At 68.9% G+C, this 15,624-nt stretch carries 11 protein-coding genes and 1 riboswitch; of the genes, 7 read left to right on the forward strand and 4 right to left on the reverse strand.

The genetic code is table 11. The annotated features are described in order from the left end of the window. Window positions 1-100 precede the first annotated feature (100 nt). From ABT061_RS12220 to ABT061_RS12245, 6 genes are all read left to right on the forward strand, one after another. Entirely contained in the window at window positions 101-1,615 is a 1,515-nt protein-coding gene (locus ABT061_RS12220; RefSeq protein ID WP_350915617.1) for a S1 family peptidase, read from the forward strand. Window positions 1,616-1,813: 198 nt separating this feature from the next. Then, window positions 1,814-1,956: riboswitch (SAM riboswitch) on the forward strand. 14 nt (window positions 1,957-1,970) lie between these two features. After that, window positions 1,971-3,263, forward strand: a complete 1,293-nt coding sequence (gene thrC, locus ABT061_RS12225) for a threonine synthase (RefSeq protein WP_350915619.1) — start codon at window positions 1,971-1,973, stop codon at window positions 3,261-3,263. Window positions 3,264-3,285: 22 nt separating this feature from the next. Continuing rightward, window positions 3,286-3,561, forward strand: coding sequence for a MoaD/ThiS family protein (locus ABT061_RS12230; RefSeq protein ID WP_350915621.1), 276 nt, complete (start codon window positions 3,286-3,288; stop codon window positions 3,559-3,561). Between the two features lie 357 nt (window positions 3,562-3,918). Continuing rightward, window positions 3,919-4,119, forward strand: coding sequence for a cold-shock protein (locus ABT061_RS12235; RefSeq protein WP_012895270.1), 201 nt, complete (start codon window positions 3,919-3,921; stop codon window positions 4,117-4,119). A 386-nt stretch (window positions 4,120-4,505) separates the two neighbouring features. Continuing rightward, window positions 4,506-6,131 carry a chaperonin GroEL gene (gene groL, locus ABT061_RS12240; protein WP_350915622.1) on the forward strand — a complete coding sequence of 542 codons (1,626 nt, stop codon included), beginning with the start codon at window positions 4,506-4,508 and terminating at the stop codon, window positions 6,129-6,131. A gap of 469 nt (window positions 6,132-6,600) precedes the next feature. Beyond that, window positions 6,601-7,602 (forward strand): YVTN family beta-propeller repeat protein, encoded by a 1,002-nt coding sequence (locus tag ABT061_RS12245; RefSeq protein ID WP_350915623.1) that lies wholly within the window; start codon window positions 6,601-6,603, stop codon window positions 7,600-7,602. Between the two features lie 13 nt (window positions 7,603-7,615). On the opposite strand, the gene ABT061_RS12250 is transcribed toward ABT061_RS12245, so the two are convergent. Beyond that, the gene (locus ABT061_RS12250; protein ID WP_350915625.1) at window positions 7,616-9,640 is read right to left on the reverse strand and encodes a HelD family protein; all 2,025 of its coding nucleotides are present in this window, start codon (window positions 9,638-9,640) and stop codon (window positions 7,616-7,618) included. 131 nt (window positions 9,641-9,771) lie between these two features. Between ABT061_RS12250 and ABT061_RS12255 the strand changes: the two genes are divergently transcribed. Then, a complete protein-coding gene (locus ABT061_RS12255; RefSeq protein WP_350915627.1) occupies window positions 9,772-10,086 on the forward strand; it encodes a hypothetical protein in 315 nt (104 codons plus the stop codon). 188 nt (window positions 10,087-10,274) lie between these two features. Here ABT061_RS12255 and ABT061_RS12260 read toward each other — a convergent pair whose 3' ends face one another. The 3 genes from ABT061_RS12260 to ABT061_RS12270 all read right to left on the reverse strand — a co-directional run bounded on the left by ABT061_RS12260 (window position 10,275) and on the right by ABT061_RS12270 (window position 15,529). Beyond that, the gene (locus ABT061_RS12260) at window positions 10,275-11,921 is read right to left on the reverse strand and encodes a DNA repair helicase XPB (RefSeq protein WP_350915629.1); all 1,647 of its coding nucleotides are present in this window, start codon (window positions 11,919-11,921) and stop codon (window positions 10,275-10,277) included. Between the two features lie 222 nt (window positions 11,922-12,143). Then, a complete protein-coding gene (locus tag ABT061_RS12265; RefSeq protein ID WP_350915631.1) occupies window positions 12,144-12,704 on the reverse strand; it encodes a DUF4190 domain-containing protein in 561 nt (186 codons plus the stop codon). 422 nt (window positions 12,705-13,126) lie between these two features. After that, a complete protein-coding gene (locus ABT061_RS12270; protein WP_350915633.1) occupies window positions 13,127-15,529 on the reverse strand; it encodes a helicase-associated domain-containing protein in 2,403 nt (800 codons plus the stop codon). Window positions 15,530-15,624 lie beyond the last annotated feature (95 nt).

Here is a 15,624-nt window from a genome sequence, read left to right on the forward strand (position 1 = left end):
GGCTTTTGGGGGCCTTGGAGGCAACGGCTGGATTAGGGTGGCGTTGCCCGTGGGGCGCTCTCCCCCTCTTGCTGTGAAAGCCGAGGTCGAGGAGGGATTCATGTCCCGCAGACATGTCGTCGCCACGGGCTGCGTGCTGGCGGTCACCGCGCTCACCCTGGCGGGCGTGCCGGCCGTCGCCGCCGGACCCCGGGCGCAGGACGTTCCGGTCACCGCGCCCGCCTGGAAACCGCCGTCGGGCATGCTGGAGGCGCTCCAACGCGACCTGGGCCTGACCAAGGAACAGGTGCGGGCACGTCTGGCCAACGAGATCCGTATGTCGGGGATCGAGGCAGACCTCCGCGAGGCGCTCGGCGAGCGTTTCGGCGGCTCGTGGCTGATGGGAACCATCTCGCAGACTCTCGTGGTGGCCACCACCAAGCCCGCCGACCTCCCCACCATCGTCGCGGCGGGCGCCAGAGCCGAACTCGTCAAACGGTCGCTGACCGAACTCGCCGGGCTCATCAGTGACCTTAACGTGGACCTGCCGGGACGTGGCGGAGGGGGCGATGTGCGCTTCGTCGACGCCAGGAACAACAGGATCGTCATCCTGTCGAAGAGCCCCCTGGCAACCGAGGATCTCGTGGAGGCAGTGGGGGCCGACTCGAGCGTGGTGAAGGTGGTGCCGTCCACCGAGCGGCCCCGGCTCCTCACTGACGTGCAGGGTGGTGACGCCTACTACATCGGCAGTTCGAATCGTTGCTCCGTCGGTTTCTCGGTGATGCGCGGGACCCAGGCGGGTTTCGTCAGTGCCGGTCACTGCGGTAAGACGGGCGATGCCACCACCGGTTTCAACCGGGTGCCCCAGGGGGTCTTCCGGGCGTCGTCCTTTCCCGAGAACGACTATGCCTGGGTCGCGGTGAACGCCGGCTGGACGCCCAGGCCGGTGGTGAGCAACGGCAGTGGCGGCATCGTGCCCGTCGCCGGTTCCAGGCCGGCCCTGGAGGGTGCCTCGGTCTGCCGGTCCGGCTCCACCACCGACTGGCACTGCGGTCTCATCCGGCAGCTCAGTGCCAGCGTCACCTACCCCCAGGGCACCATCCACGGGCTGACCCGTACCAGTGTCTGCGCCGAGCCGGGTGACTCGGGTGGTTCGTTCATCTCGGTGGACCAGGCCCAGGGAGTCACCTCCGGCGGCTCCGGCAACTGCACCTCGGGTGGCGTCACCTACTTCCAGCCGCTCAACGAGATCCTCACCGCCTACGACCTGACCCTGCTGACCGGCAGCGCAGCCACCCCGCCGGGCGCCGCCTCGCCCGCTCCGGCGGTCTGCACCGGCTACCCGAAGACCTACACCGGCACGCTGAACAACGGTCAGTCCGTCTCCCAGCCGAGCCGGTACTACCGGGCCGCCGTCGCCGGTACGCACTCCGCCTGCCTGGACGGCGGTGACGGCGTCGACTTCGACCTCTACCTCCAAAGGTGGCAACGGTCGAGCTGGACCACCGTCGCCGGCTCCGAGGGCGCGGGCCCCGACGAGCAGATCAGCTACACCGGCCCGCCCGGCTTCTACCGCTACCAGGTGGTCTCCGTGAGCGGCTCCAGCCCCTACACACTGAAGACCAAAGCCCCCTGACCCGCCTTCCGCGGGAGGTTCCACGGGACGTCCACCGTGGTGCGGTTCCTGCGGGCAGTGGCGGAGCGCCCCTGGGGCTGGGGAGCTCTGTCCGGCAGGTAACACGTCATGTCTCGTAGAGTGAGACAGGTGGCCGGGGCGGCGGTACGGCGATGTAGAGTGCTTAGGACCTGCGTGTCAGGTTTCCAACTGAATATTTGCTCATCCAGAGGGGTGGAGGGATCGGCCCTGCGAAGCCCCGGCAACCATCCCGGTTCAAGACTCGTGATCGACACGAGGTCGGCCGGGACAGGTGCCAATTCCGGTCTGTGACCAGGGTGGTCCGCAGACGAAGATGAGGGAAAGGCCTCGCTTCATGGCGCTCGCAACCACTGAGAACACCACCACCTCGCTTGGTCGTGTCGAAGACACGCAAAACCAGCAGTTCGGCCCCGCTGTGGCCCTGTCCTGTCGCGAGTGCGGTGCCCGCTACGACCTCGGCCCGAGCTTCGCCTGTGCCGAGTGTTTCGGGCCCCTTGAGATCGCCTACGACTTCGGGCGGGTGACCCGGGAGCAGATCGCCGAGGGGCCGGCCAACATCTGGCGTTACCGCTCGCTGCTGCCCGTCCCCGCCGACGTGGCCACCAAGCCCAACATGGAGCCCGGCTGGACCAGGCTCGTCAACGCCGGCAACCTCGCCCGTGAACTGGGCATGCGCTCGCTGCACGTGAAGGACGACTCCGGCAACCCCACGCACTCCTTCAAGGACCGCGTGGTGGCCATCGCCGTCGAGGCGGCCCGTAACTTCGGCTTCCACACCCTCTCCTGCTCCTCCACCGGCAACCTGGCCGGTGCCGCTGCCGCCGCCGCCGCGCGGGCCGGGCTGGACGCCTGCGTGTTCATCCCCGCCGACCTGGAGCAGGCCAAGGTCGTCATGGCCTCCGTGTACGGGGGCAGGCTCATCGGCATCGAGGGCACCTACGACGATGTGAACCGTTTCTGCTCGGAGCTCATCGGCGACGAGCTGGGCGAGAAGTGGGGCTTCGTCAACGTCAACCTGCGGCCGTACTACGCCGAGGGCTCCAAGACGCTGGCGTACGAGATCGCCGAGCAGCTCGGCTGGCGCGTTCCCGACCAGATCGTCGTGCCGGTCGCGTCGGGCTCCCAGCTCACGAAGATCGACAAGGGTTTCAAGGAACTGATCGAGCTCGGTCTCGTCGAGGACAGGCCGTACAAGATCTTTGCGGCCCAGGCCGAGGGGTGCTCCCCGGTCTCCGCCGCCTACAAGGCGGGCCACGACGTGATCCGCCCGGTGAAGCCGGACACGATCGCCAAGTCGCTGGCGATCGGCAACCCCGCCGACGGCCCGTACGTGCTGGACATCGCCCGCCGTACCGGCGGCGCGGTCGAGGACGTCACCGACCCCGAGATCGTCGACGCGATCCGGTTGCTGGCCAGGACCGAGGGCATCTTCGCCGAGACCGCCGGAGGTGTCACCGTCGGCGTGCTTCGCAAGCTGGTCGCGACAGGGAGGCTCGACCCGGAGGCGGAGACCGTGGTCCTCAACACCGGCGACGGTCTCAAGACCCTCGACGCGGTGGCCGCCGAGGCGCGCCCCACCGCCGTGATCCGCCCCTCTCTTGACGCATTCCGTGCGGCAATCGCCTAGAAATCGTGAAAGGTACTGAATTATGAGCGTTTCTGTGCGGATTCCGACGATTCTCCGGACTTACACCGATGGTGCTGCCGAGGTGACCGGAGAGGGTGAGACCCTGCGCGACGTCCTCCAGAAGCTTGACGCGGACTTCCCGGGGATCGGCGCCCGAATTCTTGATGAAACGGGCAAGATTCGCCGTTTTGTCAACGTCTATGTCGGAGATGAGGATGTCCGCTTCGCCGACAACCTCGACACGGCCACGCCCTCCGGCGTCCAGATCTCCATCATCCCGGCGGTCGCCGGGGGCTGAGTCCCGCCCCGCCCGCACTGCGCCGGTCGCACCCGCCTCACCTTCCGGGGCGCTCGCGACGCCTCTCCAGGACACCCGCCCGGCTCCGGCCGTGTGCGGGTGTCCTGCTTTGTGGCGTAAACCGGTATTCGCGGTGGGGAAAGATAATGTAATCTTTAACTAACTAATAGTGATAGTCAAACTGTGTTCTCGTACTAAATGCTCTTGTAAAGAGCTAGTTTGGTGCTTGACTCTGTTGCCCTACCGGTTCCCACAGGTATGGTCGAGGACGATCGATGTGGCGAAGTCCGCCCCGGAGATTGAGGACTTCGCGCGAGGAATGGGCGTCGTCCTTAAGTCCAGTAAGAGGAGTCGCAAGTGGCGCAGGGCACCGTCAAATGGTTCAACGCGGACAAGGGCTACGGCTTCATCGCGGTAGACGGTGGTAAGGATGTGTTCGTCCATTACTCCGCGATCATGATGGATGGCTACCGTGCACTCGAACAGGGCCAGCGAGTCGAGTTCGAGATCACCCAAGGTCAGAAGGGTCCCCAGGCGGAGTCCGTCCGGGCGGTCTGACATGGCCGTCCCGTGAACCCGCAGGGAGGGGTCGGTGGACCCCGCGGCAACGCGGTCCGCTGGATCCACATCGCCTAGGCCCGGCTCGCCTCCCCAACCGGCGAGCCGGGTCTTCGCTTTGCGCGGAACGAACGCCTGCATGACGCGGAGCATGCGCTGACGTGGCCCGGAGCGGATGTCCGCGCCGGGCACGGCGCAGGTCAAGGGATCGTGGCTTGCACTCGACAAGGTAGAGTGCTAAACACATTGTTGGCACTCGCGCATAGAGAGTGCCAACCCTGGATCGAGGCGATGGGGCCCGCCGAACGGAGTCGTGGGCCCACATGCCGTCGCGGGCGTCGGCTCGGTCCGGTGCAAGCCACCCTGTCTCTGGGAGGTCTAGCCGTATGGCAGCCAAGATGATCGCGTTTAACGAGGACGCCAGGCGCGGTCTCGAGCGTGGCATGAACCAGCTCGCGGACGCCGTTAAGGTGACCCTCGGCCCCAAGGGCCGCAATGTCGTTCTGGAGAAGAAGTGGGGCGCCCCCACCATCACCAACGATGGTGTCTCCATTGCGAAGGAGATCGAGCTCGAGGACCCGTGGGAGAAGATCGGGGCCGAGCTCGTCAAGGAGGTCGCCAAGAAGACCGACGACGTCGCGGGTGACGGCACCACCACCGCCACCGTGCTCGCTCAGGCTCTCGTACGCGAGGGTCTCCGCAACGTCGCCGCCGGCGCCAACCCGATGTCCCTGAAGAAGGGCATCGAGGCCGCCGTCGAGCGTGTCTCGGAGGAGCTGTCCAAGCTGGCCAAGGACGTGGAGACGAAGGCGCAGATCGCCTCCACCGCCTCCATCTCCGCGGGTGACCCGCAGATCGGCGAGATGATCGCCGAGGCGATGGACAAGGTCGGCAAGGAAGGCGTCATCACCGTCGAGGAGAGCAACACCTTCGGCCTGGAGCTTGAGCTCACCGAGGGCATGCGCTTCGACAAGGGCCTCACCTCGATGTACTTCGTGACCGACCCGGAGCGTATGGAGGCCGTCCTCGACGACCCGTACATCCTGGTCGTCAACTCCAAGGTGTCCGCCAACAAGGACCTGCTCCCGGTTCTCGACAAGGTCGTGCAGGCCGGCAAGCCGCTGCTGATCATCGCCGAGGACGTCGAGGGCGAGGCCCTGGCCACCCTGGTCGTCAACAAGATCCGCGGTCTGTTCCGCTCGGTCGCCGTCAAGGCGCCCGGCTTCGGTGACCGCCGCAAGGCCATGCTGGGCGACATCGGCATCCTGACCGGTGCCCAGGTCATCAGCGAGGACCTCGGCCTCAAGCTGGAGTCCACCACGCTGGACCAGCTCGGCCGTGCCCGCCAGGTCATCGTCACCAAGGACGAGACCACCATCGTCGACGGTGCCGGTGACGCCGAGCAGATCGCCGGCCGGGTCAACCAGATCCGCGCCGAGATCGACAACACCGACTCCGACTACGACCGCGAGAAGCTCCAGGAGCGTCTCGCCAAGCTGGCCGGCGGCGTGGCCGTCATCAAGGCCGGCGCGGCGACCGAGGTCGAGCTCAAGGAGCGCAAGCACCGCATCGAGGACGCCGTTCGCAACGCGAAGGCGGCCGTCGAGGAGGGCATCGTCCCCGGCGGTGGCGTGGCCCTGCTGCAGGCCGGCGCCAAGGCGTTCGACAAGCTGGAGCTCTCCGGCGACGAGGCCACCGGTGCCGCGATCGTCAAGAAGGCCCTTGAGGAGCCGCTGAAGCAGATCGCCGTCAACGCCGGCCTTGAGGGCGGCGTCGTGGTGGAGAAGGTGCGCAACCTTCCCGCGGGTGAGGGTCTCAACGCCGCCACCGGCGAGTACGTCAACCTGTTCGAGACGGGCATCATCGACCCGGCCAAGGTGACGCGTTCCGCTCTGCAGAACGCGGCGTCCATCGCGGCGCTGTTCCTGACCACCGAGGCTGTCATCGCCGAGAAGCCCGAGAAGGCCGGAGCCGCTCCCGCCATGCCCGGCGGCGGCGACATGGACTTCTAAGTCCAACCGCTTTCAGGTAAAAGAGGCGACCCCGAGATGTCGGGGGCGCCTCTTTTACGTGTTCCCCGAGGCATTGTCCGTCACCTGTCGTCATGCGTCCTCGAAGGGGCCGTCCCGATGGGCGCCGCCGGAGAGGCCACGAGCCGCGGAGTTCGATCCGGCGCCGGCCGGTACGGAGAAGAGGGATCTCGAAAAGCCGGGGACCGGCCGAGGGGCGCGGTCACATCCCAGCTGGCTGGCTGACTTCGGTGCTATCAAGCAATAAATGGACAAGGCGGACGGAACAAGAGTTCAAGCCGGTGTGTCGTTTCCGGGACGCGCTGCCGTGCAGCCATAGAACAAAGTCCTTGCTGTAGTGACGGGGTTCTTGGCGGTGCAGCGGTAGGTGAGGGGAACGATGGATCATAACCACTGGAAACCACCTGGTCGGTTACCGGGGGGTGGGTGGCGGTCACGTGTCCTCCCGGCCATGGCGGTGCTGGTCATCGTGGCCGGACTGGCGGCGCCGACGGCCACGGCTGTGGCGACCACGCCGCCGGAGAATGTCGTTTACGTGGCCAACTCACAGTCGAACACCGTGTCGGTGATCGACACGACGACCAACAAGGTCACCGCCACCATCACCGTCGGTGAGAACCCCATCGGGGTGGCGGTCGCTCCCGACAACGTACATGTCTACGTGACCAACGCGCAGTCGGACAACGTGTCGGTGATCGACACAAGGAGCAACAAGGTCACCGCCACCATCCCCATCGACGGCCACCCCGTCGGGGTCGACGTCTCCTACGGTGGCACCCGCGTCTACGTGACCGATGTGCAGGCGAACGTCGTGTCGGTGATCGACACGAGGAGCAACAGGGTCATCGCCATCATCCCGGTCGGCCACAGCCCCTTCAGACTCGCCGCCGCTCCCTATCGCCGTGTCTATGTGGCCAATCAGGACTCCGACACCGTGTCGGTGATCGACATGGTGACCAACAGGGTCATCGCCACCATCCCGGTCGGCCACAGTCCGTTCGGGATCAGGTTCTCTCCCACTCGTCCCCTTGTCTATGTGGCCAACCAGGACTCCGACACCGTGTCGGTGATCAACGTGAGGACCAACAAGGTCATCGCCGAGATTCCCGCGGGCAACCATCCTTTCAGGATCGCGGTCTCCGATGACGGCGCCTACGTCTACGTGACCAACCTGATTCCGAACGTCGTGACGGTGATCGACGCCAAGACCAACAAGGTCACCGCCACCATCCCGGTCGAGGGCTCTCCCTTCGGAATCACGATCTCCCCTGACGGTGCCCAGATCTATGTGGCCAACCTGGACACGGACAGCGTGACTGTGATCAACCCCAAGACCAACGGGGTCATCAGGGTCATCCCGGTCGGTATAAATCCTTTCGGGATCAGAGCGGCGCATCACATTCGGCGGAGTACCGCCCCGACCAGAGCGCGCGGGCCGGGGAGCGGGCCATAGCCCGATCAGGCGGTCACCCGGCGAGCTGGGCGGGAAGCTCCCGGGCGTGCAGGACGGTCAGTGAGGTGACGGCCCGGGTCAGGACCACATACAGGCGGGCCAGGCCGCGAGGTTCGGCGTCGACGATGTCCGCGGGTTCGGCCACGATCACGTGGTCGTACTCCAGGCCCTTGGCCAGGGTCGCCGGGATGACCAGGAGGCGGTGGTCCTCGACGGTGTCGGGGCTCAGCACCCGGTGATCCAGGTCGGACAGGGCCTCGGACGCGGCGCCCACCAGGGCGTCGGGGACGATGACGCCGATCGAGCCCTCGCGGGCGAGCGCCTTCCGCGCGGCATGGGCCAGCGCCGCGGCCAGGTCGGGTGCCGGCCGCACCGACAGGGAGCCCGCGCCGGGGCGCAGTGACCGGGGGGCGGCCAGGTCCGGGGCGACGGAGGGCAGCAGCCTGGCCGCGTAGTCGAGGACCTCGCGGGGCACGCGGAAGCCGAGGGTCAGCTCGGTGACGGCGCCGTCCTCGAAGCCCAGATGGCCCAGGACCTCGGTCCAGGACCGGGCGGACCAGGGCGTGGTGCCCTGGGCGAGGTCGCCCAGAACGGTGGCGGAGCCGGTGCGGCAGCGCCGGCCGAGGGCGCGCAACTGCATCGCCGACAGGTCCTGGGCCTCGTCCACGACCAGGTGGCCCAGCGGGACGGTCCGCTCGATCATGTCGCCCAGCTCGTCCATCAGCGCGCCGTCGGCCGCCGACCACTTCGCCGAGCGGAAGGACTTGGGAGGCTTGGGCCAGAGCAGCAGCGACTGCTCGGCGGCGGTGAGATCGTCCTTGGCGGCGGCGGCGAGGAAGGCGGGGTCGCTGAACAGCCGATGGAGCACCTGCTGCGGGGTCAGCTTGGGCCAGACCGCGTCCACGAGCTGCCTGACCGGCTTGGACCTGGCGACCGCGTCCTGCACCCGGTCGTCGGGAGACTCACCGCGCTGCTCCATCCGGACGAGCACCAGGTGGGCGAGCCGCTGGGCGAGCGTCGCGCGCCCCGGACCGTAGCGGGTGGTGCCGCGGAGCGAGGCGACGATCTCGCGGACCTCGTGGTCCGCCACCCGATAGCGGTTGATCCCCTTGGTGAACAGCACGCCCTCGGTGGGCTTGACCACGTGCGCCCACAGGGCGCGTCGCAGCACACCGACGATCCTCGCGTCGCCCTTGAGCGCGCCGACCACGGGGTCCTCGGGCGCGGAGTGGTCGCCGAGGATCCCGGCGATCGTGGTCTGGTCGACCTTGACCTCGCCCAGCGCGGGCAGGACCGAGGAGATGTAGGAGAGGAACGCCCGGTTCGGGCCGACGATCATCACGCCCGACCTGGCGAGCCGCTCACGGTGGGTGAAGAGCAGGTAGGCGGCCCGGTGCAGGCCGACGGCGGTCTTCCCGGTGCCGGGGGCACCCTGGACGCACACCGTCCGGCCGAGTTCGGAGCGGACGATCTCGTCCTGGTCGGGCTGGATCGTCGCGACGATGTCGCGCATCGGTCCCGAGCGGGGGCGCTCGATCTCCTCGGTGAGGATCCTGCTCTGGGCGAGGGCGGCGCCGCCCTGGTCGAGGCGCTCGTCCTCGTAGGCGGTCAGGTCGCCGCCCTGGTAGCCGAACCGGCGGCGCAACACGACGCGCATCGGGTCGGACGGGCTGGCCTGGTAGAAGGCCCGCGAGACCGGGGCGCGCCAGTCGATCACCAGGGGGCGGCTGCGCTCGTCGTGGACGTGCCTGCGCCCGACGTAGACCGTGCCGGGAAGGTCGTCGTCCGCCTGGCGGTCGAGGCGGCCGAAGAACAGGGGCGTGCCCGAGTGGTCGGCGAGCGCCGCCACCCGCTGGTCCAGCAGCGCCTGCAGGATCTGCTGGGAGACCCAGTCTCCGGCGGCGTCGGAGGAGAGGGACTGGGCGTGCTCGCGCATCGCGCGCAGCGCCGTTCTGGAGGTGGCCAGGTGCTCGCGCTCGGCGGCGAGGGTCCGGGCGGGATCGTCGGCTATGTCAGGGGCCAATTGATGTGCGGGCACGCTGAAGCGCCTCCCATTCGATAAACGGAGGTGGTGGTCATCGGGTAGCGAATGGGCCAGCTTAGCGGTGGCACCGGTGTGTCTCAAAAGGATTAACGTCGGACTGGGGCGCGGCGGGCGTGGGTATCCCGATGGGCGTGCGGATCTCCCCTGTCATACCGACGGTCGCCAATCTTCTCCTGGCCGCGCTCTGGGGGTTTTCGGTGTTCGCGGGCTGGGGGCCGGAGGCATTCTGCTCCGACCCGGGCTGCGTGGCTCGGCTGGACGGGGTGGCCGGGGCATCGGCCCTGTTCGCGGTGATCGCGGCCGGTTGCACAGCGGGTGCCTGGCTGATGCCCCGGATTCGCGGTGACGAAAATCGTTTTATCGCCCTGATGATCGCCGCGGTGATCATGTGGATGATCGCGGAAAGCGTTTTCTTTGTCGGCGGACTGATCGTTCGGTAATCATCCTGGCACCCTCCGTCATTCTCCTGTGAAATGGCGAAAAAGCCAGGCGAACATGGTGACTCCCGCAGATCATGGGGGTATGTCGCCAGTGGCCGCGAGGCCTAGCGAGGGGGTGGTTTGTTTGTCGAAAGCCCGCGGGATTTCGTGGACCTGACACAAATTGACGACGTGTTCGCCATGTGGGGCTATTCTCCGGCGAGCACGTCGTCCGCGTCGATGATCTGATATGCGTACCCCTGCTCGGCCAGGAACCGCTGCCGGTGGGCGGCGAAATCCTGATCGACCGTGTCGCGGCTGACCACCGAGTAGAACCGGGCCCCGCCTCCGTTCGCCTTCGGCCGGAGCACCCGGCCGAGCCGCTGCGCCTCCTCCTGCCGCGACCCGAAGGTGCCCGAGACCTGGATGGCCACCGCCGCCTCCGGCAGGTCGATCGAGAAATTGGCGACCTTGGAGACGACCAGGACCTGGATCTCCCTGTCGCGGAACGCCTGGAAGAGCCGCTCCCGCTCCTTGACCTTCGTCTCCCCCTTGATCACCGGCGCGTTCAGGTGCTCGCCCAGCTCGTCGAGCTGGTCGATGTACTGCCCGATGACCAGCACCTGCTCGCCCGGGTGCTGCCGGACCAGCGCCTCGGTCACCCGGGTCTTGGACGGTGTGGTCGCGCAGAACCGGTAGCGCTCCTCGGACTCGGCCATCGCGTAGGCCAGCCGCTCGGCGTCGGTCAGCGTCACCCGCACCTCGACGCAGTCGGCCGGGGCGATCCAGCCCTGGTTCTCCATCTCCCGCCACGGCGCGTCGTACCGCTTGGGGCCGATCAGGGAGAACACGTCGCCCTCGCGGCCGTCCTCGCGTACGAGTGTCGCGGTCAGGCCCACCCGCCGCCTGGCCTGCAGGTCGGCGGTCATCCGGAAGATCGGCGCGGGCAGCAGGTGCACCTCGTCGTAGACGACCAGGCCCCAGTCGCGGGCGTCGAACAGCTCCAGGTGCCGGTAGACGCCCTGCCTGCGGGTCGTCATCACCTGGTACGTGGCGATGGTGACGGGCCGGATCTCCTTCTTCGTACCGGTGTACTCGCCGATCTCGTCCGCGGTCAGCGAGGTCCGCTTGAGCAGCTCCTGCTTCCACTGGTGCGCCGAGACCGTGTTGGTCACCAGGATCAGCGTCGTCGCCTTGGCCTGCGCCATCGCCGCCGCGCCCACGATCGTCTTGCCCGCGCCGCAGGGGAGCACGACGACGCCGGAGCCGCCGTGCCAGAACGCCTCGGCGGCCTCCCGCTGGTAGGCGCGCAGCTCCCAGCCGTCCTCGGTGAGCGCGATCGGGTGGTGCTCGCCGTCGACGTACCCGGCCATGTCCTCGGCGGGCCAGCCCAGCTTGAGCAGATGCTGCTTGATGTTGCCGCGCTCGCTCGGGTGCACGGCCACGCCGTCGTCGCCCAGCCGCTCGCCCAGCAGCGGCTGGATCTTCTTGGAGCGCAGCACCTCCTCCAGCACCGCCCTGTCGGTGCTGGTCAGGACGAGCCCGTGGGCGGGGTGCTTCTCCAGGCGGAGCCTGCCGTACCGCGACATCGTCTCGGCGACGTCGACCAGCAGCGCGTGCGGCACGGGGTAGCGGCTGTGGGCGATCAGCGCGTCGATCACCTGCTCGGCGTCGTGCCCGGCGGCCCGCGCGTTCCACAGCGCCAGGGGGGTGACACGGTAGGTGTGCACGTGCTCGGGCGCGCGCTCCAGCTCCGCGAACGGGGCGATCGCCTTGCGGCACTCCCCGGCCTTCTCGTGATCGACCTCAAGGAGCAGGGTCTTGTCCGATTGGACGATCAGTGGTCCGTCAGTCACAGACTTCTCCCTATGGTCGCTGCGGGTTACGGCGGATCAGCTCATGGTCGCACTCGCGGGTGCGCCCCGCTCCATGTCTCCTGTGTGCAACGGGCGGGAACGCCCGGGCAGTCCCGCCTCCCGTCCGGCGTGATGGATCTCACCACCCGGCGATTCCTCGCCTGCCCGGTCTACGGCACCCGTGCGCGACCACAGGCCGCGGATGGCGGTCCCCGGGGATGTTCAGTCGAAGGCGCCGTTGATGCCGGCGATGATGAAGGCGGCCGCACCCAGGATGATCAGCCCGATGTTGATGCCGATGCTGATCCAGGTCCACTTGAGCAGGTTCCTGGCGCCCGGGGGGTCGGTGTCCACCCTGCCCAGGGCGACACTCGACAGGATGACGCCGACCAGGCCGCCGAGGGTCACGTAGCAGCTCAGCGTGAGCACGATGCTGATGACCATGGCGACGATCGCGTGGGTCCTGACACCCTCGGTGTTGCGGTACGGGGGTGCGCCGTAGCCCTTTCCGTAGCCGGGTTGTCCGTAGCCGGGCTCGCCGTAACCCTGCCCGTAGGGCTGCTCGCCGTAGCCGGGCTGCCCGTAGCCCTGACCGTAGCCGGGTTCGCCGTAACCGGGCTGTCCGTAGCCGGGGGTCTGGCCGTAGCCGGACGGCTGGAAGTGCTCGGAGTGGTTACCCTGCTGGGGTTGACCGTAGCCGGGGGTCTGGCCGGGCCCCGTGTTATAGGGGCTCTTCCAGTCGTCCGGGTTGGTGCTGGGGCCTTCGGAGTGACCGCTGCTCACTGTGGATCTCTCACTTCTGTGGAGCTCGGAACATCAACAGATATCACGATATGGGTCGTAAGCCGTGCGCCTTTGGCGAATGGAATCGGTCGCATTCCGGCAGCTAGGCCCTACCCTCCTGGAATTTTTGCCCATCGCGGTCGCTCAGCCGACGCCCCGCCGCGTCGTCGGCCACCGCGGCTCCCTCCCTCCGCCTCGCGAGGCAGCACCCGACCGATCCTCGCGGTGTCAAGATCCGCGGGACAGAGCCCAAGGCCGGGATGAGACTGAGAAGGGGCCCTCGCGTCCCGGCGGGTGACGCGGTCCCGCAGGACCGGTGACCGAGCTCGCGGCGGCCTCATCCCGAGATCGAGACTACCCCGTGGCCTTTCCCTGGCATGCCGGGGCCGTCCCCGATCCCGGCCGGACCCGCCGAGGATATCTCAGGCGATGTCGGCGATGCCGGTGATGCGGTGCAGGGCGAAGCGGTGCACCGCCGCCCGCGTCTCGTCGTAGGCGGTGAGATAGCCGCCCTCCATCCGGGCCGGTTCGAGGATCCGGCTGGTGGCGTTGCCCTGGGAGTCGAGGTAGCCGATCCAGACCTGCGACCCCTGCCGGATGGCCTCGCGCAGGGCGACGATCGTGGCGGTGGCGGGGGAGCGCGGCACCTGGCCGCCGGGGGCGGCCACCGGGGCCCTGCGGGCCTGGTGGGCGGCGTCACCCGCGCGCACGGCACGGACGGCGGCCGCCACCACGTCGGCCTCGGGGCCGCCGAACGTGACCGGGGCGCGGGCCGCCAGGGTGCTCTCGGTCCTGCGGACGTCGAGCTGGGTGATGATCACGTCGCCGTCGAGGGACTCCGCGGCCGGGGCGTAACCCATCGCGCGCAGCGAGTCGACCAGCGTCGGCCGGGAGGACTGGGCAGCGATCACCGTGGGGGCGAGCCGCCGCAGCCGTAACGGGATCGCCCGTTTGTCGGCCATCACCTCGTCCAGCAGCGAGGAGTCGTCGCACCGCACGTACGCGCTCGCCGTGCCGACGCGCATCCGGCCGTGGCGCCGGGCCACGTCGGTGACCAGGTAGCTGAGCGGTTGCGGCACCGGCGTGGTCGAGTGGCGCTCCAGCATGGCCAGCATCTCCTCGGCGCCCTGCCCGGAGTCCAGTGCCCGCCGGATCGACCGTTCGTCGAAGCGGTAGACCGTCGCACCGCCGGTCGACTCCACCTCGGCCGCCAGTGCCAGCCACCGTCTCAGGTCGCCGGTGAGCGGCCCGGGGGCGACGGCGGTCAGGTCGGCCTGGAGGAGCACGTGGTCGAGCGGCTCGGGCAGCAACGGGAGCAGCAGGCGGGCGGCGGAGGCGGCACGGCCACCGCCGGGGTCACCGGAGACGCCGGGGCCGTCGAGGGCCTCGGGAAGCAGGGCGCGGCCGTGGCCGGAGAGCAGTCCGAGGCCGGTGACACCGATCTGCTCGGCCTCGCGCAGCGTGAACTCCACCAACTGGTCGCGCTGGCCGCCGCGACGGCGGGGCTGCTCCCAGGCCAGACGCGTCCGCACCGCGTCGAGAGTGGGGGCCACCCCCGGCGTCGCGGCGAGCATGGCCAGGGTGGTGGCGCGCACCTCGGCGGCGGCGGCGCGGCGCAGGTCGGGATGGAGGGCGTTGAGCAGCCGGTCACGCTCGTCGCGCTCGCCGATGACCCCCGGCACCCGGTCCATGGTGAGCCAGGCACCTGCCAGCACGGCCCAGCGGTCCTCGGTGGCCTTCACCCGCCAGCCGTCGTAGCCGGGGGTGGGCATCCACTCCCCGTCGACCGCGCCGCTCGCCGCGACCAGCCCCGCCGCGTAGCACACCTCGATGATCATCCCCGCCACCCACTCGGGCAGGTCGAGCAGGGTCGCGACCCGTCTGAGATCGCGCACGGCCAGGCCGCCGCTGCGGAGCACGCCGGGCGGGTCGACGCTCCAGCGTTCGCACAGCTCCTCCACCGCGCGGGTGAAGGTGAACGCCTGTCCGGCCGCCGTACGGTCGGCGAGCCCCTGGTCGCGCTCGGTGCCCCCGGACGCGGGAGGGAGGGGGGACAGGTCCCGGTGGATCCGGCCGTCGCGCAGGAACAGCGCGACCTCGCGGGGCAGCACCACGGTCTCCTCGCCGGTGGCGGCCAGCAGCGCGCGGGAGAGGAGCTGTTCGATCGGCGACTGTGCGGTGGCGGCCCGAACCTCGCGGCGGGCGTTGGGCACCCGGCCGCTGGCCGGACCCCAGGCCAGCTCGTTGAGCGCCGACCGGGCCTGCGGCGAGACCTCCTCGACCAGCCGTCCGACGATCTCCGGATCGCCGAGCAGCGTGGCGAGGGCCTCCCTGGTGTCGCCGCCCTCGCCTCCGGCGTCCTGGATCAGCTCGGCCAGCCGCTCGGCGGAATGGTGCCGGAACGCCTCCTCGGCGGGCGGGCCGAGCCCGGCGGGAGCGTCCAGCGCCCCCCGCACCCCGGGGGCCGGAGTCAGGGCCCGGTCGGGCCCGTAGACCAGCGCCATGGTGCGCAGCCGCTCGACCGCCTCCTTGAGGGCGCTCTGGAACGCCGGGCCTGCCGCCCCCGGCAGGGCGCGGGCCAGCTGGGCGCGTAGTGACCTGTAGGGGACAGGGGCGGGGAGCACGACCAGCGTCTCCATGACCGCGAGTGTGAACCGGTCGAGCCGGTCGAGTGCCCTGCCCACCGCCGACGGGCTGCCGGCTCGCCCGGCCAGCCCCTCCAGATGCGCGGGCACGGGGGTGATGAGCTCGGGGCGTACGGAGACGAGTGCCCGCAACCGGTCGTCGCTCTGACTGCGCAGCCACTCGGTGAACTCCGTGCTCATTCCGTCAATGGTAAGAGGCTTGACCGACATCATGCGGCCTGAGCGAATTCCGTGATCACACAAAGGGGGTGAATCGATCACGTGACGGGGGGTGA

It is taken from the genome of Streptosporangium sp. NPDC002544 (genome assembly GCF_040295965.1).
Taxonomy (GTDB): Bacteria; Actinomycetota; Actinomycetes; order Streptosporangiales; family Streptosporangiaceae; genus Streptosporangium.

Bases quoted from the DNA above. Each gene is read 5' to 3' on its own strand.
- ABT061_RS12220 (WP_350915617.1), top strand. From the start codon at position 101: ATGTCCCGCAGACATGTCGTCGCCACGGGCTGCGTGCTGGCGGTCACC.
- thrC (WP_350915619.1), top strand. From the start codon at position 1,971: ATGGCGCTCGCAACCACTGAGAACACCACCACCTCGCTTGGTCGTGTC.
- ABT061_RS12230 (WP_350915621.1), top strand. From the start codon at position 3,286: ATGAGCGTTTCTGTGCGGATTCCGACGATTCTCCGGACTTACACCGAT.
- groL (WP_350915622.1), top strand. From the start codon at position 4,506: ATGGCAGCCAAGATGATCGCGTTTAACGAGGACGCCAGGCGCGGTCTC.
- ABT061_RS12245 (WP_350915623.1), top strand. From the start codon at position 6,601: ATGGCGGTGCTGGTCATCGTGGCCGGACTGGCGGCGCCGACGGCCACG.
- ABT061_RS12255 (WP_350915627.1), top strand. From the start codon at position 9,772: ATGGGCGTGCGGATCTCCCCTGTCATACCGACGGTCGCCAATCTTCTC.
- ABT061_RS12270 (WP_350915633.1), bottom strand. From the start codon at position 15,529: ATGAGCACGGAGTTCACCGAGTGGCTGCGCAGTCAGAGCGACGACCGG.